We start from the raw sequence: 26,871 nt of genomic DNA, 5'->3' as shown, positions 1-26,871 counted from the left end.
CGCCCGCCCGGGCCGCAGGCGGACGCCGCGGCACGGGCCGCGGCGGTCAGCGCCGCTCGGGGTAGCCGACCTCCGGGGCGCTGACCTCGTCCAGCGCATGCACGATCTCCGCCGGCAGCTCCAGGCCGTGCGCGCTCAGCGACCCCCGCAGCTGCGCCGGGGTCCGGGCGCCGACGATGGCGGAGGTGATCTGCCCCCGGACCCGCAGCCAGGCCAGGGCCACGTCCAGCGGTGCGCAGCCGAGCCCCTCGGCGGCGGTGGCGACCGCCTCCACCACGGCCAGCGAGCCGGCTCCCAGGTACGGCTCGACGAAGCCGGCCAGGTGCGGGGACGCCGCCCGCGAGTCGGCCGGGATCGTGCGGCGGTACTTGCCGGTCAGCACACCGCGACCGAGCGGCGACCAGGCGAGCACGCCCACGCCGAGGTCCGCCGCCGCGGGGAGCACCTCACGCTCGATCCCGCGCTGCAGCAGCGAGTACTCCACCTCCACCGCCGCCAGGCCCACGTCACCGGCCAGCAGCGTCGCCGCGCGCGCCGTCTGCCAGCCCGCGTGGTTGGACAGCCCGACGTAGCGGGTCCGTCCGGACGTCACCGCGAGCCGCAGCGCCGACAGCGTCTCGTCCAGCGGCGTGCGCGGGTCCGGCGTCTGCACCAGCCACAGGTCGACGTGGTCGGTCCGCAGCCGCGCCAGCGAGCCGTCGAGGGAGTCCAGCAGTGCGCCGCGTGAGGCGTCCACCACACCGCCGGACGGCGTGCGCCGCACGCCGGCCTTGGTGCACAGCACCACCTCGTCGCGGGCGACGACGTCCCCGAGCAGCGAGCCGATGAGCTCCTCGGCGGCCCCGTCGGCGTAGGACGCCGCCGTGTCCAGCAGCGTCCCACCTGCGTCGACGAAGTCCCGCAGCTGCTCCGCGGCCTCGTGCTCGTCGGTGTCCCGGCTCCAGGTCAGCGTGCCCAGGCCCAGCTGGGAGACCCGCAGGCCGGTTCGTCCGAGCCCTCGCTGTTCCATGGGGCCGAACGCTACCGGGCTCGGGCGTCGTCCTCGGGTGCCCCGGCGCGCCGTTAGCCTTGCCCACCATGGCCTTGGTGGACTCCTCAGTCGGCATGTGGGAAGCGATCATCCTGGGTCTGGTGCAGGGGCTGACCGAGTTCCTGCCGGTGTCCTCCAGCGCGCACCTGCGCATCGTCGGTGAGCTCATCGGCTCCGGGGACCCGGGTGCGGCGTTCACGGCGATCACCCAGATCGGCACCGAGACGGCCGTGCTGCTGTACTTCCGCCGCGACATCGCGACGATCTGCCGCGCGTGGTGGCGGGCGATCTCGGGCAAGCACGGCACCGACCGCGCCTCACGCCTGGGCTCGCACGATCCCGACGCGCGGATGGGCTGGTACATCGGCCTGGGCAGCATCCCCATCGTCGTGCTGGGCCTGCTCTTCCAGGACGCGATCGAGCAGCCCTTCCGCAACCTGTACCTCATCGCGGCCACCCTGGCCGGGTTCGCCCTCGTGCTCGGCTGGGCGGACCGCCGGGGCGCGAAGGTGCGAGCGCTGACGTCCCTGACGCCGCGGCACGCGCTGATCTTCGGGCTGGCGCAGGCCCTGGCCCTGGTGCCGGGCGTGTCCCGGTCCGGCGGGACGATCACGGCCGGGCTGCTGCTGGGCTACACGCGGGAGGCCGCCGCCCGGTACTCGTTCCTGCTGGCCATCCCGGCGGTCCTGGGGTCCGGCCTGTACCAGCTGGTCAGCAGCCTGGGGGAGTTCGGCACGCCCGGCACCCCCGGCGTCGCGGCCACGGTCGTCGCGACCCTGGTCGCCGGCGTGGTCGGCTACGTCGTGATCATCGGGTTCCTGCGGATCGTGTCCACCTACAGCTACAAGCCGTTCGTCGTCTACCGCATCGTGCTGGCCGCCGTCGTGCTCGTGCTGCTCACGGTGGGCGTCCTTCAGCCCGTCGCGCTCACCGCCGGCTGACGCGCGCGGCGCGCCCACCCGGCCCCCGGCGCACTCGGCCCCGGCGCCGCTGCTGGGCGTCCGACGGCGCCGCCCGCTGGGCGTCCGACGGGCGCACCGCGGCGGCGCGGTTAGGCTCACCCGGTGCAGACCTGGCCCCTCCCGCAGATCCCCCAGCTCCCCGGGCGGGGCGACACCGTGCACGTCCGTGACACCTCCTCGGGCCGGCTGGTGCCGGCCGCGACGGGTCCGCGGGCCACGCTCTACGTCTGCGGCATCACCCCCTACGACTCGACGCACATGGGCCACGCCGCGACGTACGTGGCGTTCGACCTGCTCGGCCGCGCCTGGCGGGATGCCGGCCTGGACGTGCGGTACGCGTCCAACGTCACCGACGTCGACGACCCGCTGCTGGAGCGGGCGACCGCGACCGGTGTGGACTGGCGCGACCTGGCCCAGGACCAGACGACCCTGTTCGCCGACGACATGACGTCGCTGCGCGTCGTGCCGCCCGACGTCTACCTCGGTGCGGTCGAGACCGTGCCCGACGTCGTCGGCGCCGTCGAGAAGATGCTCGCGGCGGGAGCCGCGTACCGGGTCCCGCTCGAGCCGGGAGCGGGCGGTGCGGACCCGACCACGGGTGACGTCTACGCGGACCTGTCGGTCGACAGCGCCTTCGGGCAGGTCGCCGGGCTGGAGCTCGACCACATGCTCGTGCTGTTCGGCGAGCGGGGCGGCGACCCCGACCGCGCGGGCAAGCGGGACCCGCTGGACCCGCTGCTGTGGCGGCGCGAGCGCCCGGGTGAGCCGGCCTGGGACGGCGGGTCGCTCGGTACCGGCCGTCCGGGGTGGCACGTCGAGTGCGCCGTGATCGCCCGGGACGGGCTGGGGCTGCCGTTCGACGTCCAGGGTGGCGGGGTGGACCTGCAGTTCCCGCACCACGAGATGAGCACGTCGCACGCCCGCGTGCTGTCCGACGGCGCGGGCGGCGCCGGCGTGCACGTGCACGCCGGGATGGTCGGCCTGGACGGCGAGAAGATGAGCAAGTCGCGCGGCAACCTCGTGCTGGTGTCGGCGCTCCGGGCGGCCGGGGTCGACCCCATGGCCATCCGACTGACCCTGCTCGGGCACCACTACGCGACCGACTGGGAGTGGACCGAGCCGGACCTGGCCGCCGGGGTCCAGCGGCTGGACCGGTGGCGGCGCGCGGTCGCCACGGACGCCGGCCCGGAGGCCACCGGCACGCTGGCGGCGGTGCGCGCAGCGCTCGCCGACGACCTCGACGCCCCCCGGGCGCTCGTCGCGGTCGACGACTGGGCCGATGCGGCGCTCGGCGGCAGCCCGGCGAGCGGTCGGCACGGCACGGTGGACGGCGCCCCCGCACTCGTCCGGAGCGCGGTGGACGCGCTGCTCGGGGTACGGCTGTGACCGGCTACGCCCCGGTGCCCTTGTCCCGACGGCGCAGGTAGCGCTCGAACTCGCGCGCGATCGCGTCGCCGCTGGCCTCGGGCAGGTCGGCGGTGTCCTTCGCCTCCTCGAGCTGGTGCACGTACTCGGCGATCTCGCTGTCCTCGGCGGCGAGCTCGTCGACCCCGTGCTGCCACGCCGCGGCGTCGTCGGGCAGCTCGCCGAGCGGGATGGGCTCGCCGAGCAGCTCCTCGATGCGCGCGAGCAGGGCCAGCGTCGCCTTGGGTGACGGCGGGTGGGCCACGTAGTGAGGCACCGCCGCCCACAGCGACACCGCCCGCAGGCCCTGCTCGGCCGCCTCGTGCTGGAGCACGCCGACGATGCCGGTCGGGCCCTCGTAGGTGCTGGGCTCCGCGCCCACCAGGGCCTGCACCTGCGGGTCCTCGGCGGAGGCGCTGACCGGGATCGGCCGCGTGTGGGGGGCGTCGGCCAGCAGCGCACCGAGCGTGATGACCGACCGGACCCCGAGGTTCTTGGCGATGTCGAGCAGCTCGGCGCAGTACCGGCGCCAGCGCATGGACGGCTCGATGCCGTGCACGAGGACGACGATCCGACCCGACTGCGGCGCGGTGGCCACCGCCACCCGGGTCGTCGGCCAGGTGATCTCGCGGCGGCCAGAGTCGCCCACCGCGACCGTCGGCCGGTTCACCTGGAAGTCGTGGTACTCCTCGGGGTCGAGCTCGTCGACCTCCTCGGCGGCCCAGACCTCGTGCAGGTGCTCCAACGCCTGGGTGGCCGCGGACCCGGCGTCGTTCCATCCCTCGAAGGCGGCGAGCAGGACGGGCTCGCGCTCCGTCCGGTCCTCGCCCGGGTGCTGCTGCTCGGTCATCGGGCCAGCCTAGGGCGCTTCCGCCACGCCCGAGCATCGGCGCGGGCCGCGCCTAGGATGGCGCGATGCCTCACGCCCCCGCGCCCGACGGTGCCCGATCTCCCGGCCTCGGCGACCTGCCCGACGGCGCCCGCGTCCGCAGCGACCGGCCCGACGTCGCCCCCCGGCGTGGCCCCGCGGCGCCACGCCCCGCGCCGCCCGCGGTGCTGTGGGACATGGACGGCACGCTGGTCAACACCGAGCCGTACTGGATGGCGGCCGAGACGGAGCTGGTCGGGGCGCACGGCGGCACCTGGAGCTACGAGCAGGGGTTGGCCATGGTCGGCCAGCCGTTGCCCGTGAGCGGGCAGATCCTGCGCGACCACGGCGTCGACCTGCCGGTCGAGGAGATCGTCGACTTCCTCATCGGGCGCGTCGTCGAGCAGGTCACCCGGCACGTGCCGTGGCAGCCGGGCGCGCGCGAGGTGCTGGAGGCGCTCGCGGCGGCCGGGGTCCCGTGCGCGCTGGTGACGATGTCCTACCGCCGGCTCGCCGAGCCCTTCGTCGCCGCGGCGCCCGCAGGGGTGTTCCGCACCGTCGTCGTCGGCGACGAGGTCACCCACGGCAAGCCGCACCCGGAGGCCTACCTCACCGCAGCCGCTCGGCTGGGCGTGGACCCCACCCGCTGCGTCGCGGTGGAGGACTCGCCGTCCGGCATCGGGTCCGCTCTCGCGGCCGGCGCCCGCACGATCGGCGTCGAGGTCATGCTGCCGATCGCGCCAGCGCCGGGGCTCAGCCGGGTGAGCTCGCTGACCGAGCTCGACCTCGCGAGCCTGGCCCGGGTGGCGGGCGGGGACGTGCTCGACCTGATCACCCCGGCAGCCTGACGGCCGCCGGCACCCCGACCACCCCATTAGCATCGCCGTATGGCGATGACTCGCGGTGACCGGGACGCCCCGGCAGGAGCCGCGGGCTCGCGGCCCGATGCCCCGGCGGAGGCGCCGGCGACCCCGTGCCTCGTGCGTGCTGGGCAGCGGATGCGGGGGCTGACCGACGACGCGGTGGCACTGTGCCCCGTCCCCGGGGTCGTCGGCGGCCGTGCGCTCGCGGCGGGGCCACCTCGCACGCCGGACGCGCCGGGGGCCGCCCGGTGAGCGCGGGGCTCACCGACGCGGAGGTGGTGGGCCTGACCCGGCGGGGCCTGCGCCTGGCTCAGGTCACGGTCGCCTACAACGTCGTCGAGGGCGTCGTCGCGATCACCGCAGGCGTGATCGCGGGACTGGTGTCGGTGGTCGGGTTCGGCATCGACTCCGGTATCGAGTCGATGGCGGGGATCCTGGTCGGCCTGCGGCTGGCGGCGCGACTGCGGCACGGGCACGCCGACGAGGCCAAGGAGAAGCGGACCCTGCGGCTGGTGGCGCTGACGTTCTTCGGCCTGGCCGCGTACGTCACGGTGGAGGGCGTCCGACGCCTGCTCGGCGGGGAGACCCCCGACAGCTCCCCCCTCGGTATCGGGGTGCTGGTCGCGTCGATCGTCGTGATGCCGGTGCTCGCCGCGGCGAAGCGACGTGTCGGCGTCGCGCTGGCGGACGACCTGATCCTCGCTGACGCGGCCGAGACCAGGATCTGCGTGCTGCTCAGCCTGTCCACGCTGGTCGGCGTGGGGCTGTACGCGCTGACCGGAGCCGCCTGGCTCGACCCCGTCGCCGGCTTCGTCATCGCGGCCTTCGCGGTCCACGAGGGCGCGGAGGCGTGGGACGGCGAGCTCGCCCACGACCACGACAACGACGACCACCACGTCCACCACCACGTCCACCACCACGGCCACGGCCACGAGCCCGAGCGCGGCCGCGGCGGCTGACGGACCGGGAGTCAGCCCGGGTGGCGGGCGCTGCGCCGTCGAGCGACGAGGTCCCCGGCCGCCGCGTCCCACCGCGGGTGACGGAAGGTGAAGCCGGCGTCCAGCAGGCGCCCCGGCACCACCCGGCGGCTCTTGAGCAGCAGCTCGGTGTCGGTCCGCAGCGCGAACGCGCCGATCTCCGCCATCCACCGGGTGGCCGGCAGTCCGGGACGCCCACCCCAGGCTCCCCGCAGCGAGCGCATGAGGTCACGCTGCTCGACCGGGTCAGGAGCGGCCACGATGAACGGCCCGTCGAGGTCCTCGCGCTCGAGCAGCAGCTCGACCACCCGCACGAAGTCCTCACCGTGGATCCACGAGACGTGCTGCCGGCCCCCGGCGACCGGCCCGCCGAGACCGAGCCGAGCCATCCAGGACAGGTAGTCGAAGACGCCGCCGCGGTCCGGCGTCATGACCATCGCGGTCCGCAGCGCGACCCGGCGGGTGCCGGGCACGTCCGCATCGGCCTGGGCGGCCTCCCACCGGCGCGCGATGCGGACGCTGTACTCCCAGTAGAGCGGGACGTCGAGCTCCTCGCCGCCGATGATCCCGGTGTGCTCGTCGTGCGGCCGGTCGTCGGGTCGGCTGCGGGCGTCGGCGTAGATGGTCGCCGTGCTCATCTGCAGCCACACCCGCGGGGGCCGTCGCGCGGCGGCGATGGCCTGCCCCACCACACGCGTGGAGTCCACCCGCGAGTCCATCATCTGCCGCAGGTTGGCGTCGGTGTAGCGGCAGCTCACGGTCCGGCCGGCGAGGTTGACGACGGCGTCGGCCCCGTCGAGCTCGTCGGCCCACGCACCCAGCGTCCGGCCGTCCCAGACCGCGTGCCGGATGCCGTCCTCGAGCTGCTCGGGGCGACGACTGAGGACGGTGACGCTGTCGCCGCGCTCCACGAGTGCCCGCCGCAGCACGCCACCGACCTGTCCGGTCCCGCCGGGGATGACGACCTTCATCCCGGCAGCCTAGGCGCGCGGCCGGCCGGTCCCGGCCGCCCCGGTGGGCACACCGCCGGGGCACGGACGCGGGTCGGCGGTGTGCCCCGCGCGAGGAGCCCGGTGGCGCCGGGGCCGGTGCTGCCCGAGCATGGCCGGATGAGCGGACCGACCGACTGGGTCAGCGGGGAGCGGGTGTTCGCCCCTCCGGCGGGCGTGCTCGACGTCGACTGGCTCGTCCCCGCCGTGCTGGAGGGCGCACCGGGCGCGACGCCCGCCGACGCCCGCGCCGCCACCGCGGCCGCGTGGTCTGACCACCGGTCGGGCCGTACCCCGGACCGGTCCGACGCCCTGCGGGCCAGGGCGGCCGACGTCGTGGCCGACCGGTCCGCGCCTTCGACGCCTGAGTCGCCGGTCAGCCGAGCGCGCCGACCGGCTGCTCCGCCGGACCCGCGGCCCGCTGCGCGGCCGCCGCCGGGCCCGCGGCCGGCGGCCCCACCGTCGTCGGACCGCCGACGGTGTCGGTCCCCTCGACCGCGGGCGGCGCCACCCCGAGCGCGAGCTCCACCGCGCCCGCGGGAACCTCCGGTGGGGTGCCGCCGAACGCGGGGCACAGTGCCTGGTGCGCGCACCAGCCGCACAGCGCCGAGGTGCGCGGCTTCCACTCGCCCGACCGGGCGGTGCGCTGGATCGAGTCCCACAGCCAGCGCACCCGGCGCTCGGTCGTGACCAGCTCGGGCTCGCCCGGCTCGTGCCGCAGCACCTGACCGTCGCCCAGGTAGACCAGCTGCAGCATGCGGGGGACCTTCCCGGTGGCTCGCCACAGCACCAGGGCGTAGAAGCGCATCTGGAACAGCGCCGTGCCCTCGTACCCGGCGCGGGGTGAGCGGCCGGTCTTGTAGTCCACGACCCGGACCGCGCCGTCGGGGGCGACGTCGAGACGGTCGACGATGCCGCGCAGCAGCGGCCCGTCGTCGAGCTGGCTCTCCACGAACAGCTCGCGCTCGCGCGGCTCGAGCCGGGTGGGGTTCTCGAGCGTGAAGTAGGTGGTCAGCAGCTTCGCGGCGCCGGCCAGCCAGGCCTCCTCCTGCTCGGCCGAGGCGAACATCGCGGCATAGCGGGGCTCCGCCGTGCGCAGCCGGTCCCACTCGCCCGGCAGCAGCGCGCGCGCCGAGGTCTCGGTGCGTTCGCCGGCCGGCGCGTCGTAGAGACGCTCGAGCACCGCGTGCACGAGCGTGCCCCGGGCGGCGGCCTCGCTGGGCGGCTCGGGCAGCTTGTCGACCACGCGGAACCGGAAGAGCAGCGGGCACTGCATGTAGTCGTTGGCGCGCGAGGGGGACAGGCCCGGACGGCGGGGACGGTCGCGGGCCGGCCGGGCGGCTGTCTCCGTGCCCGTGCCCGTACCCGTGCCCGTGCCTGAGCCGGCAGCCACGTCCGCGTCCGGGTCCGGCGCGGCGTGGGTCGGCAGGGTCGAGATCGACATGCGCACGAGGGTAGGTGCCGGCACCGACATCCCCGCGCCGCCGTGCCGCCACCACCACCTACGCTGGCGTGGTGCAGCAATCGAGCAGGGGACCACGGTCCGGTCGAGCGCGACCCCAGGGCACGGCGGGCTGGGTCATCGGCCACGCAGCCGGCGCCCCGATCATCCTGGCGCGGTCCTGGATCGTCGCCGCCGTCGTCCTGACGCTGCTGTTCGCGCCGACGGTCCGCAGGTTCGGCTTCGACCTGGGCGCCGCCGCGACCTACGCCGTCTCCCTCAGCTTCGTGGTGCTGCTGTTCGCCTCGGTCTTCCTGCACGAGCTCGCGCACGGTCTGGTGGCCCGCGCCAACGGGCTTCGCGTGCACGAGTTCGCGATCACGCTCTGGGGCGGGCACACCTCGTTCGCCGGCGCGGGGGCGAGCGCCCGGGTCAGCGCGCTGATCGCCATCGTCGGGCCGCTGACCAACGTGCTGCTCGCCGTGCTCGCGTGGACGGCGCTGCGGGCCGTCGACTCCACCGGCCTGCTCGTGGCCCTGCTGTACTCCGCAGCGATCGCGAACGCCTTCGTCGGCGTCTTCAACCTCGTCCCCGGCCTGCCCCTGGACGGTGGCCGGGTGCTCGAGGCCGTGGTCTGGGGCGTGACCGGGGACCGGTACCGCGGGACGGTCGTCGCCGGGTGGGCCGGGCGGGTCGTCGCCGTCGCGCTGGTGGCGTGGACGGTCGGGCTGCCGCTCCTGCGCGGCGGGGAGCCGTCGCTGTTCACGGTGATCTGGGCGGTCCTGATCGCCGGCTTCTTGTGGACCGGCGCATCCGGCGCCATCACGGGAGCCGCTGCCCAGCGGTCGGTCGACGGGCTGTCGGCCGCCCGGCTGGCCCGGCCCGCCGCCGTCGTGCCGCTCGGGTCGTCGCTCGCGGACGCCCAGCGCGCGGCCCTCACGGCCGGCGTCGTGCACGTCGTGGTCCTCGCGCAGGACGGCCGCCCGGCCGCCTACGTCGACCCCGGGGCGGCCGCCTCGGTGCCGGTCGAGGCGTACCCGACCACCGACGTGCTCGCCGTCGCGGTGCCGATCCCGGTGGGCGCCGTGGTCGACGCCGCCGCCACCGGGACCGCGCTCGCGCGCGAGGTCAACCGCGTGGCGCCGTCGTCCCCGGTGATGGCGGTCGCCGACGGCGGCCGGGTCACCGGGCTGCTGTTCACCAGCGACGTCGTCGCCGCCCTCGGCGCGCGCTCCTAGACTCGACCCCCGTGACCGACACCCCCGCGACGACCGAGACCGCCGGGCCGACGCCCGCCCCGAGCCCGACGGGAGCCGACATCCGTCGCGGCCCGCTGCGTGCGGGGGACCGGGTCCAGCTCACCGACCCGCGGGGCCGGCTGCACACCATCACCCTGGCGCCCGGCGGCCAGTTCCACACCCACAAGGGCTTTCTGCTGCACGACGACCTGCTCGGGCAGCCCGAGGGGTCCGTGGTGCGCAGCACGGCGGGGATCGAGTACCTGGCGCTGCGGCCGCTGCTCAGCGACTACGTCCTGTCCATGCCGCGCGGCGCCGCCGTCGTCTACCCCAAGGACGCGGGGCAGATCGTGGCGATGGCCGACATCTACCCCGGTGCCCGCGTCGTCGAGGCCGGCGTCGGGTCCGGTGCGCTGACGATGTCGTTGCTGCGCGCCGTCGGCGACGGCGGGACGCTCCACTCGATCGAGCGCCGCGAGGACTTCGCCGCGATCGCGCGGGGGAACGTCGAGCTGCAGTTCGGTGCGCCGCACCCGGCCTGGACGCTGTCCGTGGGGGACCTGTCGGACGTGCTGCCGACCGTCACCGAGGTCGGCTCGGTCGACCGGGTGGTGCTGGACATGCTCGCGCCGTGGGAGAACCTGGACGCGGTCGCCACCGCGCTCACCCCCGGCGGGGTCCTGGTCGCGTACGTCGCCACCACCACCCAGCTGTCCCGGCTGGCCGAGGACCTGCGTGCCGACGGCCGGTACACCGAACCCGAGGCATGGGAGTCCATGGTCCGCGGCTGGCACCTGGAGGGGCTGGCGGTGCGCCCGCAGCACCGGATGATCGGCCACACCGGGTTCCTGCTCACCGCCCGGCGGATGGCCGACGGCGTCGAGGCCCCGCTGCGTCGCCGGCGCCCGGCGAAGGGGTCCTACCCCGTGGACGCCGCGGAGCCGGGGGAGTGGAGCGCGGAGGACCTCGGCGAGCGACCCGTCTCGGACAAGAAGGTCCGGCGGGTGCGGCGCGACGTCGGGCAGGCGCCCGAGATCGGCTGACGCGCGCCCGCGTGGGCCGTCCGCGCGGGGCGGCGGGCGTGTCTAGGCTGGGACATCGCCACGCCCACGCGGAAGGGGGCCGTCATGACGGATCCGTCAGGCTTCGCCCAGCGCCCGGAGCACAGCCAGCGCCCCGAGCACAGCCAGCGCCCGGACCACAGCCAGCACCGTGACCTCGGCCAGCACCGTGATGCCGAACGGCAGGCCGCGGTGCTCACCGCCAAGAACGAGCGGCTCGCGGACGCCCTGGTGGCCGCACGCGAGCAGATCGTCGACCTGCGCCGTCAGCTCGACGAGCTCGCCAAGCCGCCCGGGACCTACGCGCTGTACCTCGGCGCCCGCGAGGACGGCTCGGTCGACGTGGTCTCCGCAGGCCGCAAGATGCACGTCGGGGCCAGCCCCGCGCTCGACCTCACGGCCCTGCGCCCCGGGCAGGAGGTCATGCTCAACGAGGCGCTCACCGTCGTGGAGGCGGGCAGCTACGAGCCGGTCGGCGAGCTCGTGACCGTCAAGGAGCTGCTCGGCGCCGACCGCGCCCTCGTCGTCGGTCACGCCGACGAGGAGCGCGTGGTGCGGCTGGCGGGGCGGCTGCTCGACGACGCCAGCCCGGTCCGGGTCGGCGACGCGCTGACCATCGAGCCCCGCAGCGGCTTCGTCTTCGAGCGCATCCCGCGCGCCGAGGTCTCCGAGCTCGTGCTCGAGGAGGTCCCGGACATCGACTACACCGACATCGGCGGGCTCGGGCCGCAGATCGAGGCGATCCGGGATGCCGTCGAGCTGCCGTTCCTGCACCCGGACCTGTTCCGTGAGCACGGGCTCAAGCCGCCCAAGGGCGTGCTGCTGTACGGGCCGCCCGGGTGCGGCAAGACGCTCATCGCCAAGGCCGTCGCCCACTCGCTCGCCGCCACGGCGGCCGAGGCGCGCGGCGAGGCGGCCGGTGAGGCCCGCAGCTTCTTCCTCAACGTCAAGGGCCCCGAGCTGCTGAACAAGTACGTCGGCGAGACCGAGCGGCACATCCGGCTCATCTTCGCCCGGGCCCGGGAGAAGGCCTCGCAGGGGCACCCGGTCGTGGTGTTCTTCGACGAGATGGAGTCGCTGTTCCGCACGCGGGGCACAGGTGTCTCCTCCGACGTCGAGACGACGATCGTGCCGCAGCTGCTCAGCGAGATCGACGGCGTCGAGCGGCTGGACAACGTCATCGTCATCGGGGCGTCGAACCGCGAGGACATGATCGACCCGGCGATCCTGCGGCCCGGCCGGCTGGACGTGAAGATCAAGATCGAGCGTCCGGACGCCGAGGGCGCCAAGGAGATCTTCGCGAAGTACCTCACGCCCGACCTGCCGATCCACCCCGACGACCTGCGTGAGCACGGCGGGGACGTCGGCGCGTCCGTGGACGCGATGATCGAGCGGGTCGTGGAGCGGATGTACACCGAGAGCGAGGAGAACCGCTTCCTCGAGGTGACCTACGCGTCCGGGGACAAGGAGATCCTGTTCTTCAAGGACTTCAACTCGGGGGCGATGATCCAGAACGTCGTCGACCGTGCCAAGAAGTCCGCGATCAAGGACCTGCTCGCGACCGGGCAACGGGGCATCCGCGTCGATCACCTGCTGACCGCGTGCGTGGACGAGTTCAAGGAGAACGAGGACCTGCCGAACACCACCAACCCGGACGACTGGGCGCGCATCTCGGGCAAGAAGGGCGAGCGGATCGTGTTCATCCGCACCATCGTCACGAGCAAGAAGGGCGGACCGGACGGGTCGCGCACGATCGAGACCGTCACGAGCACCGGGCAGTACCTCTAGCGTCCGTCCACCCGCCGACCGGTCGCCGCGGGGGCAGCACCCGCCGGCGGTCGACCGGCCGGCGGTCGACCTGGGCGGCGGTCGGCCTGGCGGCGGTTCGTCGGGTCGGCGCTGACTAGGCTGACCGGGTGACCGTGCGCCGCGTGATGGGGATCGAGACGGAGTACGGGGTCCTCGAGCCCGGTCGGCCGATGGCGAACCCGATGCTGCTGTCCAGCTACGTGGTGGCGGCGCACGTGCCGGCGCGGGTGGGTTCGCGGGCACGGGCCCGGTGGGACTACGACGACGAGGACCCCCTGCACGACGCCCGCGGCTTCCACGTGCTGCGGGCCGCCGCTCACCCGTCCATGCTCACCGACGACCCGGCGCACGCCGCGCCCCCGGTCAGCGCGTCGGGCGCCGACGACGACGGCGCCCTCACCGGCCAGGACGACGCCCCCACCGGCCAGGGCGGCGCCCCGGCCGGTCTCGACGGCGACGCGGACAGCCCCGACCGGCTCGAGGAGCTCGCGCGGCCGACCGCCGAGCAGTACGACGACCCGAGCGCCGCCAACGTGATCCTCACCAACGGTGCGCGCCTGTACGTCGACCACGCCCACCCCGAGTACTCCTCGCCGGAGGTCACCGGGCCGCTCGACGCGGTCCGCTGGGACCGGGCCGGCGAGCTCGTCATGCTCGCGTCGGTGCGGGCGCTCGCGGCCAACCCGGCGCTGCCCGACGTCGCGCTGTACAAGAACAACGTGGACGGCAAGGGCGCGTCCTACGGCACGCACGAGAACTACCTGGTCGCCCGCGCGGTCCCGTTCACCGACCTCGCCCGCCGACTGGTGCCGTTCCTGGTCACCCGGCAGGTGTTCACCGGCGCGGGCCGGGTGGGGCTCGGCGCCCGCGGCGAGCAGCCCGGTTTCCAGCTGAGCCAGCGCGCCGACTACATCGAGGCCGAGATCGGCCTGGAGACGACGCTGCGACGGCCCATCGTCAACACGCGCGACGAGCCGCACGCCGATCCGCAGCTGTGGCGCCGTCTGCACGTCATCATCGGCGACGCGAACCTGCTCGAGGTCGCCACCTACCTCAAGCTCGGCACCACGTCGGCCGTGCTGTGGCTCCTGGAGCAGGCCGCGCGCCACGACCGCGGCGACAGATCGGGCGCCGACGTCGACGGCGTGGCGGGCGACGCGGCGGCCGACGGCGAGGTCGCGGCCGCCCTGCGGACCATCGACGGGCTCGTGCTGCGCGACCCCGTGGGGGCGGTGCACACGGTCAGCCGGGACCTGGCCCTGACCGCGCGACTCGAGCTCGCCGACGGCCGCCGGCTGACGGCGCTGGAGATCCAGGGGGCCTACCTGGCCGCGGTGCGCCGGGCGATGGCGGCCCGCGGCGCAGCCGAGCAGGATCCCCAGACGCCCGACGTGCTCGCACGGTGGGGCTCGCTGCTCGACCGGCTCGCGACCGAGCCGGCGTCCTGCGCCCGTGAGGTCGAGTGGCTCGCGAAGCTGCGGCTGCTGGAGGGGCTGCGCCGTCGCGACCACCTGCCCTGGGACCATCCCCGCCTGGCGGCGGTCGACCTGCAGTGGTCGGACGTGCGCCCCGAGCGCGGGCTCTACCACCGGCTGCTGGAGGCCGGTGCGGTGGAGCGCCTCGTGGACCCGGCGGCCGTGGAGCGGGCCACCGTGCACCCGCCCACCGACACCCGCGCCTACTTCCGTGGGGAGGCCCTCGCCCGGTACGCCGACGAGATCTGCGCCGCGAGCTGGGACTCGGTCATCTTCGACGTCGCCGGGACGCCGACGCTCCAGCGCGTGCCCATGCGCGACCCGTTGCGGGGAACCCGCGCACACGTCGGTCCGCTGCTCGAGGCGTCGCCGGACGCCGGGACGCTGCTCCGGGCGCTGGCCGGGGGGTGACCGGCGGACCGCGACGCCCCGTGCGGGTGGGCTGACATAGGGTGGGCGCAGCAGGCACCACCCATCCGCGGAGGTCACCATGGCTGGTCAGGAACACGTCAGGCCCCAGCGTCGGGACGGCGAGGACGAGGCCGAGCCGGCCACGCCGCCTGCCCCCGCCGCCCAGGCCCAGGACTCCGACGTCGACGCCCTCCTGGAGGAGATCGACGAGGTGCTGGAGTCCAACGCCGAGCAGTTCGTGCGCGGGTTCGTGCAGAAGGGCGGCCAGTAGGCGCCCATGACCACCGACCCGTACGGGCGGCTGCCGCGCGCCTTCACGGCACCCGGCTCCGCGTCCTTCGTCGACTTCCTCGCGGGCCACGCGCCCGAGCTGCTGCCGGGCAACCGGCCGCTGCCCGCCGGTGCGGTCCCCGGGGCGCCGCACGCGACCACGATCGTCGCCCTGACCTTCGACGGCGGGGTGGTGCTCGCCGGGGACCGGCGCGCCACGATGGGCCCCACCATCGCGAGCCGGGAGATCGAGAAGGTGTTCCCCGCCGACGAGTTCTCCGCCGTCGGGATCGCCGGGTCCGCCGGCCTGGCCCTGGAGATGGTGCGGCTGTTCCAGCTCGAGCTGGAGCACTACGAGAAGATCGAGGGCACCCTGCTGTCGCTGGACGGCAAGGCGAACCGGCTCGCGACGATGATCCGCTCGAACCTGGGCCTGGCCATGCAGGGGCTGGCGGTCGTCCCGTTGTTCGCCGGCTACGACCTGGACCGCGGCACCGGACGGATCTTCTCCTACGACGTGACCGGCGGCCGGTACGAGGAGCACGCCCACCACAGCGTCGGCTCGGGGTCCGTGTTCGCCCGCGGCTCGCTGAAGAAGCTGTGGCAGCCCGACCTGGACTCCGACGGCGCGGTCCGGGTCGCGGTGGAGGCGCTGGTCGACGCCGCCGACGACGACTCCGCGACCGGCGGGCCGGACACCGTCCGCGGGATCTGGCCCGTGGTCGCCAGCGTGACCGCCGCCGGCTACCTGCGGGTGGCCGAGAGCACGCTCGCGGAGGTGGTCGACGCCGTCCTGGAGCGCCGCCGCGCCGAGCACGACCGCGAGGGCGCGTCGCGCCGCCGGCCGGACGGGGGACTGCGATGAGCATGCCGTTCTACGTCTCGCCCGAGCAGCTCATGAAGGACCGGGCCGACTACGCCCGCAAGGGCATCGCGCGCGGCCGGTCCGTCGTCGTCCTCGCCTACGACGACGGCATCGCGTTCGCGACCGAGAACCCGTCCCGCGCGCTGCACAAGGTGTCGGAGATCTACGACCGGATCGCGTTCGCGGCGGTCGGCAAGTACAACGAGTTCGAGAACCTGCGGGTGGCCGGCGTGCGGTACGCGGACCTGCGCGGCTACTCCTACGACCGCGGCGACGTCAACGCCCGCGGCCTCGCCAATGCCTACGCCCAGACGCTGGGCACCGTCTTCACCACCGAGTCCAAGCCGCTCGAGGTCGAGCTCGTGGTCGCCGAGGTGGGCCCGGACCCCGGCGGTGACCAGATCTACCGGCTGTCCTACGACGGCTCGGTGACCGACGAGCACGGCTGGGTCGTCATGGGCGGGCAGGCCGAGGACCTGGGCACCCGGGTCGCCGCCGAGTGGTCCGCGGGCATGACGCTGCCGCAGGTGCTGGGGCTGGCGGTCCGCACCCTCGGGGCGCAGGCTGAGGGCGAGACACGGGTCATCCCGGCGGCCCAGCTGGAGGTCGCCGTGCTGGACCGCACGCGTCCGCGCCGCGCGTTCCGCCGTCTGACCGGGGCGCTGCTCGAGGACCTGCTGGCCGGCGGATAAGGAGGACAGTCCATGGACCGGCGGATCTTCGGCCTCGAGACCGAGTACGGCGTCACCTGCGCCGCGGACGACGGGCGCGGCCTGTCCGCGGACGAGGTGGCCCGCTACCTGTTCCGCAAGGTGGTCGCCTGGGGACGGTCGTCCAACGTGTTCCTGCGCAACGGGTCCCGGCTGTACCTGGACGTCGGCTCGCACCCCGAGTACGCGACCGCCGAGTGCGACGACGTCCGCCAGCTCGTGGCCCACGACCGGGGCGGGGAGCGGATCCTCGAGGGCCTGGTGGCCGACGCCCAGCAGCGCCTGGTGCACGAGGGCCTGTCCGGGCGGATCCACCTGTTCAAGAACAACACCGACTCCGCGGGCAACTCCTACGGCTGCCACGAGAACTACCTCGTGCGTCGGCAGGGCGACTTCGGCCGGCTCTCGGACGTCCTGGTCCCGTTCCTGCTCACCCGTCAGGTTCTCACCGGCGCCGGCAAGGTGCTGACCACCCCGCGGGGCACCCGGTACTGCCTGTCCCAGCGTGCCGACCACATCTGGGAGGCCGTCTCCAGCGCCACCACCCGGTCGCGCCCCATCATCAACACGCGTGACGAGCCGCACGCGGACGCCGAGCACTACCGGCGCCTGCACGTCATCGTCGGCGACTCCTCGATGTCGGAGACCACGACGATGCTCAAGGTCGGCTCGACCGACCTCATCCTGCGGATGGTCGAGGCCGGCGTCCAGCTGCGCGACCTCGCGCTGGAGAACCCGATCCGCTCGATCCGCGAGATCAGCCACGACATGACCGGGATGGCGCCGGTCCAGCTCGCCAACGGCCGGACCGCGACGGCCGTGGACCTGCAGGAGGAGTACCTGGCACGGGTCAAGGAGTTCGTGGCGGCCGACATGGACCCCGCACCCGAGGTGAAGCAGGTGGTGGACCTGTGGGAGCGGGGGCTGCGCGCGCTGCGCACGGGTGATCTCGGGCTCGTCGACCGCGAGCTCGACTGGGTGATCAAGTGGAAGATCCTGCAGCGGTACATGGACAAGCACGACCTGCCGCTGTCGGACGCCCGGATCGCCCGCCTCGACCTGGCCTACCACGACATCTCCCGCACCGAGGGCCTGTACAACATGCTCGCGGCCCGCGGCATGGTGGAGCGGGTCACCACGGACCTGGAGGTGTTCGAAGCCACCGCCGTCCCGCCGCAGACCACCCGGGCCAAGCTGCGCGGGGACTTCGTCCGCCGGGCGCAGGAGGCCCGCCGTGACTACACGGTCGACTGGGTGCACCTGAAGCTCAACGACCAGGCCCAGCGGACCGTGCTGTGCAAGGACCCGTTCCGCAGCGTCGACGAGCGGGTCGAGCGGCTGATCGAGTCGATGTGACCGCCCGTCCGGGCGAGGCAGGGCACCCGCCCGGCCCCGTCCGGACGCTCGCGCAGGGCACCGTAGAGTGGCCGCCGGTCCCCGGCTGACGAACGAAAGGCTCGACGTGCGACGAGTGCTGGTCGCGGTCCTCGCGGCTGCCCTGCTGGGCGGGTGCACCTCGACCGCCGCCGAGCAGCCGCAGGTCGCCGTCAGCGGCGGCACGGGGCAGGAGCCGGAGCTGGAGTTCACCCCGCCGCTGGCCGTCGCCGAGGCGACGTCGGAGGTGGTCTGGGAGGGCAGCGGCCCGCAGCTGCAGGACGGCGGGCCCGTGCTGCTCGACTACCGGCTCCAGCGTGCCGACGACGGCTCCCTCGTCGAGGAGACCTACTCCACGGTGCCCAAGCCGTTCACCCTCAGCCCCGAGGTGCTCAGCGCCGACCTGTACGAGGCGCTCGCCGGCCAGACGGTGGGCACCCGGCTGCTCCTGCTGCTGCCCGCCACCTCCGACACCGCGAGCTTCGCATCCGTCATGGTCGTCGACGTCCGGCCCACGCAGGCGTGGGGTGAGCCGGTCGAGCCGCGCGAGGGGCTTCCCCCCGTCACCGTCGCCGACGACGGTGAGCCCGTCATCGCCACCCCCGAGGGCGAGGCGCCGCGCTCGCTCGTGGTCCAGGCGCTGCTGCGCGGCGACGGCGACCAGGTCGTCGAGGGCTCGACCGTGACCGTCCAGTACACCGGCATCCGCTGGTCCGACGGGTCGCTGTACGACTCGAGCTGGGACCAGGGTGGCCCCGAGTCGTTCGACCTGGGCGCCGGGGTCCTGCCCGGCCTCGCCGAGGGGCTGCTCGAGCAGACCGCCGGCAGCCGGGTCATGCTGGTCATCCCCCCGGACGGCGGCGCGGCGGTCGGCGGCGAGGAGGACACCCTCGTCCTCGTCGTGGACATCCTGGCCACCAGCGCCCCGGCGTCCGGCGCGCCGGCGCCGGACGCCTCGGGCGCGTCGGACGGGGAGGGCTGAGCCGTGGCCGTGGCCGTACGGGTCGTCCCGTGCCTGGACGTCGACGCCGGGCGCGTCGTCAAGGGCGTCAACTTCGAGAACCTGCGCGACGCGGGGGACCCGGTCGAGCTCGCGCGCCGCTACGACGCGGAGGGCGCCGACGAGGTCACGTTCCTCGACGTGTCGGCGTCGTCGGCGAACCGCGAGACCACCTTCGACGTGGTGCGGCGCACCGCGGAGGAGATCTTCGTCCCGCTGACCGTCGGAGGCGGCGTGCGCAGCGCCGACGACGTCGACCGGCTGCTGCGCGCGGGCGCCGACAAGGTCGGTGTGAACACGGCCGCGATCGCCCGTCCCGAGCTCATCGCGGAGATCGCCGCCCGCTTCGGCAGCCAGGTGCTCGTGCTGTCCGTCGACGCGCGCCGGGTCACCGGGGACACCCGGACCGACTCGGGGTACGAGGTCACCACCCACGGCGGGCGGCGCGGCACGGGCATCGACGCGGTCGCGTGGGCGGCGCGGGCGGCGGAGCTGGGTGCGGGCGAGATCCTGCTGAACTCGATGGACGCGGACGGCACGACCGCCGGCTTCGACCTGGAGATGCTGCGTGCGGTCCGCGGGGAGGTGCGCTGCCCGCTCATCGCCAGCGGCGGCGCCGGCACGCCCGAGCACTTCGTCGCGGCGGCCCAGGCCGGTGCCGACGCGGTCCTGGCCGCGAGCGTGTTCCACTTCGGCACGCTGTCGGTCGGACAGGTCAAGGACGCGCTGCGAGCCGCGGGCGTCGTCGTCCGCTGAGCCGGGCGGCCCTGCTCGGACGGCCCGCGCGGCGCGGCGTCCTCAGATGCCGGTGGGGGACTCCTGCAGGCGCTCGACGTCGTCCGGGTGGCCCAGCACGTCCACCCGGGCCGCGCTCTCCCGGCCGAACGCGTGCAGCGCCAGCTCGCCCACCTCCCCGCGCAGCACCACCGTCCCGGCGCCCGACGGCGGCCGCCGCACGCCACGGCGCGGCCCCCCGGGGACGACCAGCACCACGCCCACCCCGGCACGGCGGTACAGCAGCCGCGCCTGGCGGGCCAGGCGGTCCCAGATCGCCTGGGTGTGCTCGGGGGCCAGCGTCTGCGCGGGGACCGGTCCGGCGCCGCGGCGCACGTCCTCGGTGTGGATGAAGAACTCGAGCAGGTTGGCGGCGTCCCCCATCCACGACATCGGGCTGAGCCGCCCCGGCCCCTGCTCGACCTGCCCGACCAGCTCGTCCCACCCGCCCGGCTCGTCGGCGAGCGCGGCGCGCTCGGCGATCCTGCGCTCGGTGTAGCGGCCCAGCGGTCGCACGGCGACGCCGGCGGCGGCGAGCGGGGCGGTCTCGCGCAGCACGACGTGCGCGGCCAGGTGGCGGGCTGCCCAGCCCTCGCACAGCGTGGGCGCATCGGGTCCGGCCTCCCGGAGGGCGTGGGCGAGGGCCGCTCGCTCGAGGGGGTGCCAGGGCATGACGCATGGTCCCACGGGGCCCGTGTCGGTGTCGCGTGCGACCATGGGAGCCTTCCCGCCCCCCTCTCGTCTAGGAGCGATGTGCCCGCGCGCCCGTCCAGCCGACCCCAGCACGCGCTCGACGGCTCGGTGACGCGCCGCTCCCTGCAGCTCATGGGCCGCGGGATCCGCGCGGAGCCGCGCACCTACACCGCCGCGATCGGGATCTCGGCCCTGTTCGGCGCGACGACCGTCGCGGTCAGCCAGGTGCTCGGCGCGGTCACCGACCGGGTCGTCGTCCCCGCGCTCGAGGGCGACGGGGTCGCCCGTGACCACGTCTGGCTCGGCGGGCTGGCGCTCGCCGGGGTCGCCGTCACGCTCGGCGTGACGGTCGCGCTGCGCCGCATCTTCGCCGGGATCGGCTACGCGGACCTGCAGAAGCGGCACCGCACCGGGGTCACCCGCCAGTACCTGCGGCTGCCGATGTCCTGGCACCGCCGCCACCCCACCGGGCAGCTGCTGTCCAACGCGAGCTCGGACGTCGAGGCCGCCACCGGGGTGTTCAACCCGCTGCCGTTCGCGCTCGGGGTCGTGGTGATGATCGCCGTGGCCGCCGTCGCGCTGCTGACCACCGACGCCTGGCTCGCCCTCGCCGCGCTGACCGTGCTGCCGTTCGCCGTGCTGGCGAACCTGGTGTTCCAGCGGCGCATGTCACCGGCCATCATGCGCGCCCAGGGCCTGCGCGCGTCGGTCGCCGACATCGCCCACGAGAGCTTCGAGGCGGCGGTGCTGGTCAAGTCTCTGGGCACCGAGGACCGCGAGGAGGAGCGCTTCGCCGGACGCACCTCCGAGCTGCGCGAGGCGAACGTCCGGGTCGGCATCGTCCGGGCGATCTTCGACCCCGTGATCGACCTGCTGCCCAACATCGGCACCCTGCTCGTGCTGGGCGTCGGCACGCTGCGGATGCGGTCCGGTGCGGTCGAGACCGGCGACGTCGTCTCCGCGGCGTACCTGCTCACGCTGCTCGCCGTCCCCGTCCGCGCGTTCGGCTGGGTGCTGGGAGAGCTGCCCCGCTCGCTGGTCGGCTTCGACCGGATCGCGCGCGTGCTGGACTCCGGCGGGGCGCTGACCCCCGGCACCCGGCCTCTGCCCGCGGCCGGCGGTGGCGCCCGCATCGAGATGCGCGGTGTCGGCGTGGACGTCCCGTCCGGGGACGGCACCGCGCAGCTGCTCCGCGACGTCGACCTGGACATCCGGCCCGGCCGGACCGTGGCCGTCGTCGGCGTGACCGGGGCGGGCAAGACGACCCTGGTGTCCCTGCTCAGCCGGCTCTCGGACCCCACCACCGGCGCGGTCCTGCTGGACGGCCTGGACCTGCGCGAGGTCCGCCCGGCGGACCTCACCCGCCAGGTGGCCCTCGTGGGCCAGACCACGTTCGTCTTCGAGGACACCGTGCGCTCCAACGTCACCCTCGCCGACGACGGCGACCCCGACGCCCCCGACGACGACGCGGTGTGGCAGGCGCTGCGCCTGGCGCGGGTCGACGACGTCGTGCGCGCGCTGCCCGGCGGGCTGGACTCCCCGCTCGGTGAGCGGGGCGCAAACCTCTCCGGCGGCCAGCGCCAGCGCCTCGCGATCGCCCGCGCCCTGGTGCGCCGGCCCCGCGTCCTGGTCCTCGACGACGCCACGTCCGCGGTCGACCCCCGCATCGAGCAGGCCATCCTCACCGGGCTGCGCAGCCGCGACCGGACCGCCGACCGGCCGCGTCCGCACGACCGGGGCGTGGCCGAGGGAGCCCGCGACCCGCGCGCGGACGCCCGGTACAGCGGGCCGACCGTCGTCATGGTGGCCTACCGGATGTCGTCGGTGACCATGGCCGACGAGATCGTCCACCTCGACGGCGGGCGCGTCGTCGACCGCGGCACCCACGCCGAGCTGCTGGCGCGCGACCCCGGGTACCGGCACCTCGCGACCGCCTACGAGCGCGAGTCCACGCGCCGGGCCGCCGACCGCGAGGACCTCGCGGTGGCATCGGCCGGGGCGGAGGTGGACCGATGACCACGACGTCCCGCACCGCACCGCCCACGCGCACTGCCGCCGGCAGCCACGCCGTGGAGGCGTCGCGGATCGGCCGCACCAGCGACCTGGGCGTGCTGGCGACCCTGCGCCGCGGCGTCCAGGTCTCCCCGGAGATCGTCCAGGGCCTGGGGCTGACGATCGTGCTGGCCGTGCTCGCCGCGGTCGGCCGGGTCGTCGTCCCGATCGCCGTGCAGCAGACCGTCGACACCGGCGTCCTCGCCGACGGCGGCCCGGACGTCGAGCGCGTCGTGACGCTGGTGGTCGCGGCCGCGTTCGCGCTGCTCGCCGCGGCGACCTGCTCGGCGCTGGTCAACATCCGGCTGTTCCGCTCGACCGAGGCGGGCCTGGCGACGCTGCGCGTGCGCGCGTTCCGGCACGTCCACGACCTGTCGGTCCTCACCCAGGGCACCGAGCGGCGCGGCTCGCTGGTCTCGCGGGTGACGTCCGACGTCGACACCATCTCCCTGTTCGTGCAGTGGGGCGGCATCATGCTGCTCGTCTCCGTGCTGCAGATCGGGGTCGCCACCATCCTCATGGCGATCTACTCCTGGCAGCTGACCCTGGTGGTGTGGGCCTGTTTCATCCCGCTGGTGCTGGTCCTGCGCCCCGCCCAGCGACGGGTCAACGCCGCCTACACGACGGTCCGTGAGCGGGTCGGGGCGATGCTCGGCGCCATCTCGGAGTCGGTCGTGGGCGCCGAGACGATCCGCGCCTACGGCGTCTCGGAGCGGGTCCAGCGCCGCATCGACGCGACCATCCAGGCGACCCGCGACGCCCAGGTGCGCGCGCAGAAGCTCGTCGCGATCGTCTTCTCCAGCGGCGTGCTGGTGTCCAACATCGTGCTGGCCGTGGTGGTCGTCGTCGGCACGCTGCTCGGCGTGGACGGCGGCATCACGGTCGGGCAGCTGCTCGCCTTCCTGTTCCTGGTGCAGCTGTTCACCGGTCCGGTGCAGATGGCCACCGAGATCCTCAACGAGCTGCAGAACGCCGTCGCCGGGTGGCGCCGGGTGCTCGGCGTCCTGGAGACCCGCGTCGAGGTGGCCGACCCCGGTCCGGACGCCGTCGTCAGCCCCCGCGGGCCGGCGACCGTGGAGCTCCACGACGTCCAGTTCGCCTACCCCGACGGGCCCCCGGTGCTCACCGACGTCGACCTCACCATCCCGGCCGGCGCGACGGTCGCCGTCGTCGGCGCGACCGGGTCGGGCAAGACGACGATGGCCAAGCTGCTGGTGCGGTTCATGGACCCCACCCGCGGGCGGGTCCTGCTCGACGGCGTGGACCTGCGCGACATCGAGACCACCAGCCTGCGCGACCGCGTCGTCGTGGTGCCGCAGGAGGGCTTCCTGTTCGACGGGACGCTGCTGAGCAACATCGCCTACGGCCTGCGCGGGGCGGACGTCGACGCGGCCGACGACGTCGTCGAGGCCCGGGTGCGGTCCGCGCTGGACGCCCTGGGCCTGACCGACTGGCTGTCCGAGCTGCCGCAGGGTCTGACCACGGACGTCGGGCAGCGGGGGGAGTCCCTGTCAGCGGGCGAGCGCCAGCTCGTGGCGCTCGCCCGCGCCTACCTCGCCGAGGCCGACCTGCTGGTGCTCGACGAGGCCACCTCCGCGGTGGACCCCGCGACCGAGGTGCGCATCGCCCGGGCGCTGGACTCGCTCACCGAGGGCCGCAGCACGGTCACCATCGCGCACCGGCTGTCGACCGCCGAGGCGTCCGACCTCGTCGTCGTGGTGGACGCCGGTCGGGTGGTGGAGGTCGGTTCGCACGGCGAGCTCGTCACGGCAGGCGGCACCTACGCGTCGATGCACGCCTCGTGGGTGAGCCAGACGCGATGACGGCCCACGCCGGCGTGGGAGAATCACCGGCGTGTCGACCCCGTCCTCGTCCCCGTCCGCCCTCGACCCGACGATCGCGCACCGGCTCAAGCGCGACGAGCACGGGCTGGTCGCCGCGATCGTCCAGCAGCACGACTCCGGTGACGTGCTCATGCTCGGCTGGATGGACGACGAGGCGCTGCACCGCACGCTGACGTCCGGCCGGGTGACCTTCTGGAGCAGGTCGCGCGGGGAGTACTGGCGCAAGGGCGACACGTCCGGCCATGCCCAGTACGTCCGGGCGGTCGCGGTCGACTGCGACGGTGACGCGCTGCTCGTCCGGGTGGACCAGGTCGGCGCCGCCTGCCACACCGGCGCGCGCACGTGCTTCGACGCCGGCGGCGTGCTGCCCGCCGTCGTCGGCGATCGGCCCGACGGCGCCGGGTCGTCGGAGCCGTCCGGGGTGCCGTCCACCGGCGTCACGACCGGTGCCACGACCGGTGCGACGACCGGCGCCGGCGTCGCCGGGGGAGCCGGCCGGTGACCGCCGCCGCCGAGGACCCCACGCTCGCGCCGGTCGAGGTGCCGTGGGGGACCACCTGGCCGTCGCTGGCGGAGTTCCGCGAGTTCGCCCCCACCCGTCGGGTGATCCCCGTGGTGCGCCGCCTGCTGGCCGACGACGTGACCCCGGTCGGCCTGTACCGCACGCTCGCCGCGGGCCGGCCCGGCACGTTCATCCTGGAGTCGGCGGAGAGCGACGGCTCCTGGTCGCGGCACTCCTTCATCGGGGTGCGCTCGCGCGCCACCCTCACGGTCGCCGACGGTCGCGCGGTGTGGACCGGTGACGTCCCGGCCGGGGTCCCGACCGACGGGGCCCCGCTCGAGGTGCTGGGGGCCACCCTCGACGTGCTGCGGACCCCGGCGGTCCCCGGGCTGCCGCCGCTGACCGGTGGCCTGGTCGGGGCGCTGGGGTGGGACATCGTGCGCCAGTGGGAGCCGACCATCCCGGCGAACGCCCCGCGCGAGCTCGACGTGCCGGAGATGACCCTGTGCCTGGCGACCGACCTCGCCGTCGTGGACCACGTCGACGGGTCGGTGTGGCTGGTCGCCAACGCGATCAACTTCGACGACACCGACGCCCGCGTCGACGAGGCGCACGCGGACGCGGTGGCCCGGCTCGACGCCATGCAGGCGGCCCTGGCGGAGCCCGCCGCGGGCGGTCCGGCCGTCCTGGTCGCGGCACCCGAGCCCGCGCTGGAGTTCCGCTCCAGCCAGCAGGAGTTCGAGGACGCCGTCCGCGCGGGCAAGCGGGCGATCGTCGACGGGGAGGTCTTCCAGGTGGTGCTGTCCCAGCGCCTGGACCTGGACTGCCCGGCCGACCCGCTCGACGTGTACCGCGTCCTGCGCACCATCAACCCGAGCCCGTACATGTACCTGTTCGCGCTGCAGGACGCCGCCGGGTCGGACTTCGCGGTCGTCGGGTCCAGCCCCGAGACGCTCGTCAAGGTCACCGCCGGACGCGCCGTGACGTTCCCGATCGCCGGCTCCCGGCCCCGCGGTGCTGACCCGGAGGAGGACCTGCGGCTGGGGGAGGAGCTGCTCGCCGACCCCAAGGAGCGGTCCGAGCACATCATGCTGGTGGACCTGTCCCGCAACGACCTGGTCAAGGTGTGCGAGCCGTCGACCGTCGAGGTGGTCGAGCTGATGGCCGTCAAGCGGTTCAGCCACATCATGCACATCTGCTCGACCGTCGTCGGCCAGCTCCGCGCGGGGGCGACCGCCCTGGACGCGCTCGCCGCGACCTTCCCCGCCGGCACCCTGTCCGGCGCCCCCAAGCCGCGCGCCATGGCGCTCATCGACGAGCTCGAGCCGGCACGGCGCGGGATCTACGGCGGGACCGCCGGCTACTTCGACTTCGCCGGGGACATGGACATGGCCATCGCCATCCGCACGGCGGTCATCGCCGGCGGGCGGGCGAGCGTGCAGGCCGGCGGCGGGATCGTGGCCGACTCCGTGCCGGCCCTGGAGTACGCCGAGTCCCGCAACAAGGCCGCCGCCGCGGTCCGGGCCGTCCAGGTCGCCTCCCGCCTGCGCACGCTGGGCCGTGACGCGTGAGCCTGCCCGACGCGCCGCCGCCCCCCGCACCGGCGAGCACCGGACGACGCTGCGCGATCCTCGTGGTGCTCGCACTCGCGCTCGCCTCCCTGGTCAGCGGCGTGCCCGTGTGGCTGCGCACGGCCGGGTCCACCGCGCTCGAACCGGTGGTGCCGGTCGCCGTGACCGGGACCCAGGCCGCACCGGGAGTGCCCGCGGCCGCCCTCGTCCTGCTGGCCGCCGGCATCGCGATCGGCCTCGCCGGGCCGGTCGGACGCTGGGTGGTGACCGGCGTCGTCCTGCTCGCCGGGCTGCTCCAGCTGGCCTCGGCGGTCTCGGTGACGGCGGACCCCGAGCCGATCGCACGCACCGTCGTGGCCGGCGCGACCGGCGTGGGCACACTCACCGCGCCCGTCGTGATCACCGCCTGGCCGTGGGTCGCCGCCGCCGTCGGGGTCGCGGTCATGGTCGTCGGCCTCTGGCTCGGTGCGACGTCGAGGTCCTGGTCGCGGCCCTCGGCCCGGCACGACGCCGCGCGCGGCGGGCGCAGCGAGGGCACGGCCGCCGTGCCCGACGACGACCAGGCGGCGTGGGACGCGCTCACCCGCGGCCACGACCCCACCTGACCCCGGCTCACCCCCACCCGACCCCGGCCGACCCCGGCCGACCCCGGCCGACCCCGGCCGACCTCGGCTGACCCCGGCCGACC

The 26,871-nt window shown here is 74.9% G+C and carries 23 protein-coding genes and 1 pseudogene; 19 read left to right on the top strand and 5 right to left on the bottom strand.

Annotated elements, in window-relative coordinates; genetic code table 11:
- Positions 1-46: 46 nt before the first annotated feature.
- On the bottom strand, positions 47-1,009 hold the full coding sequence (locus Q0840_RS13200) for an aldo/keto reductase (protein ID WP_298460071.1): 963 nt from the start codon (positions 1,007-1,009) through the stop codon (positions 47-49).
- Between the two features lie 95 nt (positions 1,010-1,104).
- Between Q0840_RS13200 and Q0840_RS13195 the strand changes: the two genes are divergently transcribed.
- Together Q0840_RS13195 and mshC are read left to right on the top strand one after the other, a co-directional pair.
- Complete coding sequence (locus Q0840_RS13195; RefSeq protein ID WP_298460218.1) at positions 1,105-1,971, top strand: undecaprenyl-diphosphate phosphatase; 867 nt, start codon at positions 1,105-1,107, stop codon at positions 1,969-1,971.
- Positions 1,972-2,094: 123 nt separating this feature from the next.
- The gene (mshC, locus tag Q0840_RS13190) at positions 2,095-3,378 is read left to right on the top strand and encodes a cysteine--1-D-myo-inosityl 2-amino-2-deoxy-alpha-D-glucopyranoside ligase (protein WP_298460069.1); all 1,284 of its coding nucleotides are present in this window, start codon (positions 2,095-2,097) and stop codon (positions 3,376-3,378) included.
- Between the two features lie 4 nt (positions 3,379-3,382).
- On the opposite strand, the gene Q0840_RS13185 is transcribed toward mshC, so the two are convergent.
- Positions 3,383-4,246, bottom strand: coding sequence for a PAC2 family protein (locus Q0840_RS13185; protein WP_298460067.1), 864 nt, complete (start codon positions 4,244-4,246; stop codon positions 3,383-3,385).
- A gap of 65 nt (positions 4,247-4,311) precedes the next feature.
- Here Q0840_RS13185 and Q0840_RS13180 point away from each other — a divergent pair, with 65 nt between their 5' ends.
- Both Q0840_RS13180 and Q0840_RS13175 read left to right on the top strand, forming a co-directional pair.
- Complete coding sequence (locus Q0840_RS13180) at positions 4,312-5,112, top strand: HAD family phosphatase (protein ID WP_298460065.1); 801 nt, start codon at positions 4,312-4,314, stop codon at positions 5,110-5,112.
- Positions 5,113-5,375: 263 nt separating this feature from the next.
- Entirely contained in the window at positions 5,376-6,086 is a 711-nt protein-coding gene (locus Q0840_RS13175) for a cation diffusion facilitator family transporter (RefSeq protein WP_298460063.1), read from the top strand.
- Positions 6,087-6,097: 11 nt separating this feature from the next.
- Here the strand turns inward: Q0840_RS13175 and Q0840_RS13170 are convergent, their stop codons facing one another.
- Both Q0840_RS13170 and Q0840_RS13165 read right to left on the bottom strand, forming a co-directional pair.
- Positions 6,098-7,075: an epimerase gene (locus tag Q0840_RS13170; protein WP_298460061.1), complete on the bottom strand. Its 978-nt coding sequence runs from the start codon at positions 7,073-7,075 to the stop codon at positions 6,098-6,100.
- 394 nt (positions 7,076-7,469) lie between these two features.
- Positions 7,470-8,537 carry a PD-(D/E)XK nuclease family protein gene (locus Q0840_RS13165; protein ID WP_298460059.1) on the bottom strand — a complete coding sequence of 356 codons (1,068 nt, stop codon included), beginning with the start codon at positions 8,535-8,537 and terminating at the stop codon, positions 7,470-7,472.
- A 71-nt stretch (positions 8,538-8,608) separates the two neighbouring features.
- Between Q0840_RS13165 and Q0840_RS13160 the strand changes: the two genes are divergently transcribed.
- The 10 genes from Q0840_RS13160 to hisF all read left to right on the top strand — a co-directional run bounded on the left by Q0840_RS13160 (position 8,609) and on the right by hisF (position 19,503).
- The gene (locus Q0840_RS13160) at positions 8,609-9,772 is read left to right on the top strand and encodes a site-2 protease family protein (RefSeq protein ID WP_298460057.1); all 1,164 of its coding nucleotides are present in this window, start codon (positions 8,609-8,611) and stop codon (positions 9,770-9,772) included.
- 11 nt (positions 9,773-9,783) lie between these two features.
- Positions 9,784-10,815, top strand: coding sequence for a tRNA (adenine-N1)-methyltransferase (locus Q0840_RS13155; RefSeq protein ID WP_298460055.1), 1,032 nt, complete (start codon positions 9,784-9,786; stop codon positions 10,813-10,815).
- An 84-nt stretch (positions 10,816-10,899) separates the two neighbouring features.
- Entirely contained in the window at positions 10,900-12,621 is a 1,722-nt protein-coding gene (arc, locus tag Q0840_RS13150; protein ID WP_298460053.1) for a proteasome ATPase, read from the top strand.
- Between the two features lie 128 nt (positions 12,622-12,749).
- Positions 12,750-14,528, top strand: coding sequence for a depupylase/deamidase Dop (gene dop / locus Q0840_RS13145; RefSeq protein WP_298460049.1), 1,779 nt, complete (start codon positions 12,750-12,752; stop codon positions 14,526-14,528).
- 79 nt (positions 14,529-14,607) lie between these two features.
- Positions 14,608-14,799 (top strand): ubiquitin-like protein Pup, encoded by a 192-nt coding sequence (locus tag Q0840_RS13140; RefSeq protein WP_298460047.1) that lies wholly within the window; start codon positions 14,608-14,610, stop codon positions 14,797-14,799.
- A gap of 6 nt (positions 14,800-14,805) precedes the next feature.
- Complete coding sequence (gene prcB / locus Q0840_RS13135) at positions 14,806-15,663, top strand: proteasome subunit beta (RefSeq protein ID WP_298460045.1); 858 nt, start codon at positions 14,806-14,808, stop codon at positions 15,661-15,663.
- Positions 15,660-16,355, top strand: a complete 696-nt coding sequence (prcA, locus tag Q0840_RS13130; protein WP_298460043.1) for a proteasome subunit alpha — start codon at positions 15,660-15,662, stop codon at positions 16,353-16,355. The genes prcB and prcA overlap by 4 nt, the downstream gene beginning before the upstream one ends.
- Positions 16,356-16,367: 12 nt before the next feature.
- Positions 16,368-17,729 carry a Pup--protein ligase gene (pafA, locus tag Q0840_RS13125; protein WP_298460041.1) on the top strand — a complete coding sequence of 454 codons (1,362 nt, stop codon included), beginning with the start codon at positions 16,368-16,370 and terminating at the stop codon, positions 17,727-17,729.
- A gap of 106 nt (positions 17,730-17,835) precedes the next feature.
- The gene (locus Q0840_RS13120) at positions 17,836-18,729 is read left to right on the top strand and encodes an FKBP-type peptidyl-prolyl cis-trans isomerase (protein ID WP_298460039.1); all 894 of its coding nucleotides are present in this window, start codon (positions 17,836-17,838) and stop codon (positions 18,727-18,729) included.
- Between the two features lie 3 nt (positions 18,730-18,732).
- A complete protein-coding gene (gene hisF / locus Q0840_RS13115; protein WP_298460037.1) occupies positions 18,733-19,503 on the top strand; it encodes an imidazole glycerol phosphate synthase subunit HisF in 771 nt (256 codons plus the stop codon).
- Positions 19,504-19,545: 42 nt separating this feature from the next.
- Here the strand turns inward: hisF and Q0840_RS13110 are convergent, their stop codons facing one another.
- Complete coding sequence (locus tag Q0840_RS13110) at positions 19,546-20,193, bottom strand: TIGR03085 family metal-binding protein (protein ID WP_298460035.1); 648 nt, start codon at positions 20,191-20,193, stop codon at positions 19,546-19,548.
- A 153-nt stretch (positions 20,194-20,346) separates the two neighbouring features.
- Here Q0840_RS13110 and Q0840_RS13105 point away from each other — a divergent pair, with 153 nt between their 5' ends.
- The 5 genes and pseudogenes from Q0840_RS13105 to Q0840_RS13085 all read left to right on the top strand — a co-directional run bounded on the left by Q0840_RS13105 (position 20,347) and on the right by Q0840_RS13085 (position 26,788).
- Positions 20,347-22,230, top strand: coding sequence for an ABC transporter ATP-binding protein (locus Q0840_RS13105; RefSeq protein ID WP_298460216.1), 1,884 nt, complete (start codon positions 20,347-20,349; stop codon positions 22,228-22,230).
- On the top strand, positions 22,227-24,089 hold the full coding sequence (locus Q0840_RS13100) for an ABC transporter ATP-binding protein (RefSeq protein ID WP_298460033.1): 1,863 nt from the start codon (positions 22,227-22,229) through the stop codon (positions 24,087-24,089). Before Q0840_RS13105 ends, Q0840_RS13100 begins: the two co-directional genes overlap by 4 nt.
- A 22-nt stretch (positions 24,090-24,111) precedes the next feature.
- Positions 24,112-24,498 (top strand): annotated as a pseudogene (gene hisI / locus Q0840_RS13095) (phosphoribosyl-AMP cyclohydrolase); the annotation flags it as partial.
- 110 nt (positions 24,499-24,608) lie between these two features.
- Positions 24,609-26,183, top strand: a complete 1,575-nt coding sequence (locus Q0840_RS13090; protein ID WP_298460031.1) for an anthranilate synthase component I — start codon at positions 24,609-24,611, stop codon at positions 26,181-26,183.
- Complete coding sequence (locus Q0840_RS13085; protein WP_298460029.1) at positions 26,180-26,788, top strand: Trp biosynthesis-associated membrane protein; 609 nt, start codon at positions 26,180-26,182, stop codon at positions 26,786-26,788. Before Q0840_RS13090 ends, Q0840_RS13085 begins: the two co-directional genes overlap by 4 nt.
- Positions 26,789-26,871 lie beyond the last annotated feature (83 nt).

Origin of the sequence: uncultured Cellulomonas sp., from assembly GCF_947494015.1 — a bacterium.
Classification (GTDB): Bacteria; Actinomycetota; Actinomycetes; order Actinomycetales; family Cellulomonadaceae; genus Pengzhenrongella.
The sequence above is the reverse complement of the archived record's forward strand: the minus strand, read 5'-3'. Positions and strand labels throughout refer to the sequence as shown.

What these genes read in the sequence shown, in the direction of transcription:
- Q0840_RS13170 (WP_298460061.1), bottom strand. Translation starts at nt 7,075, where the DNA reads ATGAAGGTCGTCATCCCCGGCGGGACCGGACAGGTCGGTGGCGTGCTG.
- Q0840_RS13185 (WP_298460067.1), bottom strand. Translation starts at nt 4,246, where the DNA reads ATGACCGAGCAGCAGCACCCGGGCGAGGACCGGACGGAGCGCGAGCCC.
- arc (WP_298460053.1), top strand. Translation starts at nt 10,900, where the DNA reads ATGACGGATCCGTCAGGCTTCGCCCAGCGCCCGGAGCACAGCCAGCGC.
- Q0840_RS13110 (WP_298460035.1), bottom strand. Translation starts at nt 20,193, where the DNA reads ATGCCCTGGCACCCCCTCGAGCGAGCGGCCCTCGCCCACGCCCTCCGG.
- Q0840_RS13200 (WP_298460071.1), bottom strand. Translation starts at nt 1,009, where the DNA reads ATGGAACAGCGAGGGCTCGGACGAACCGGCCTGCGGGTCTCCCAGCTG.
- Q0840_RS13180 (WP_298460065.1), top strand. Translation starts at nt 4,312, where the DNA reads ATGCCTCACGCCCCCGCGCCCGACGGTGCCCGATCTCCCGGCCTCGGC.
- prcB (WP_298460045.1), top strand. Translation starts at nt 14,806, where the DNA reads ATGACCACCGACCCGTACGGGCGGCTGCCGCGCGCCTTCACGGCACCC.
- Q0840_RS13105 (WP_298460216.1), top strand. Translation starts at nt 20,347, where the DNA reads ATGGGCCGCGGGATCCGCGCGGAGCCGCGCACCTACACCGCCGCGATC.
- pafA (WP_298460041.1), top strand. Translation starts at nt 16,368, where the DNA reads ATGGACCGGCGGATCTTCGGCCTCGAGACCGAGTACGGCGTCACCTGC.
- Q0840_RS13195 (WP_298460218.1), top strand. Translation starts at nt 1,105, where the DNA reads ATGTGGGAAGCGATCATCCTGGGTCTGGTGCAGGGGCTGACCGAGTTC.
- Q0840_RS13165 (WP_298460059.1), bottom strand. Translation starts at nt 8,537, where the DNA reads ATGTCGATCTCGACCCTGCCGACCCACGCCGCGCCGGACCCGGACGCG.
- prcA (WP_298460043.1), top strand. Translation starts at nt 15,660, where the DNA reads ATGAGCATGCCGTTCTACGTCTCGCCCGAGCAGCTCATGAAGGACCGG.
- Q0840_RS13100 (WP_298460033.1), top strand. Translation starts at nt 22,227, where the DNA reads ATGACCACGACGTCCCGCACCGCACCGCCCACGCGCACTGCCGCCGGC.
- Q0840_RS13140 (WP_298460047.1), top strand. Translation starts at nt 14,608, where the DNA reads ATGGCTGGTCAGGAACACGTCAGGCCCCAGCGTCGGGACGGCGAGGAC.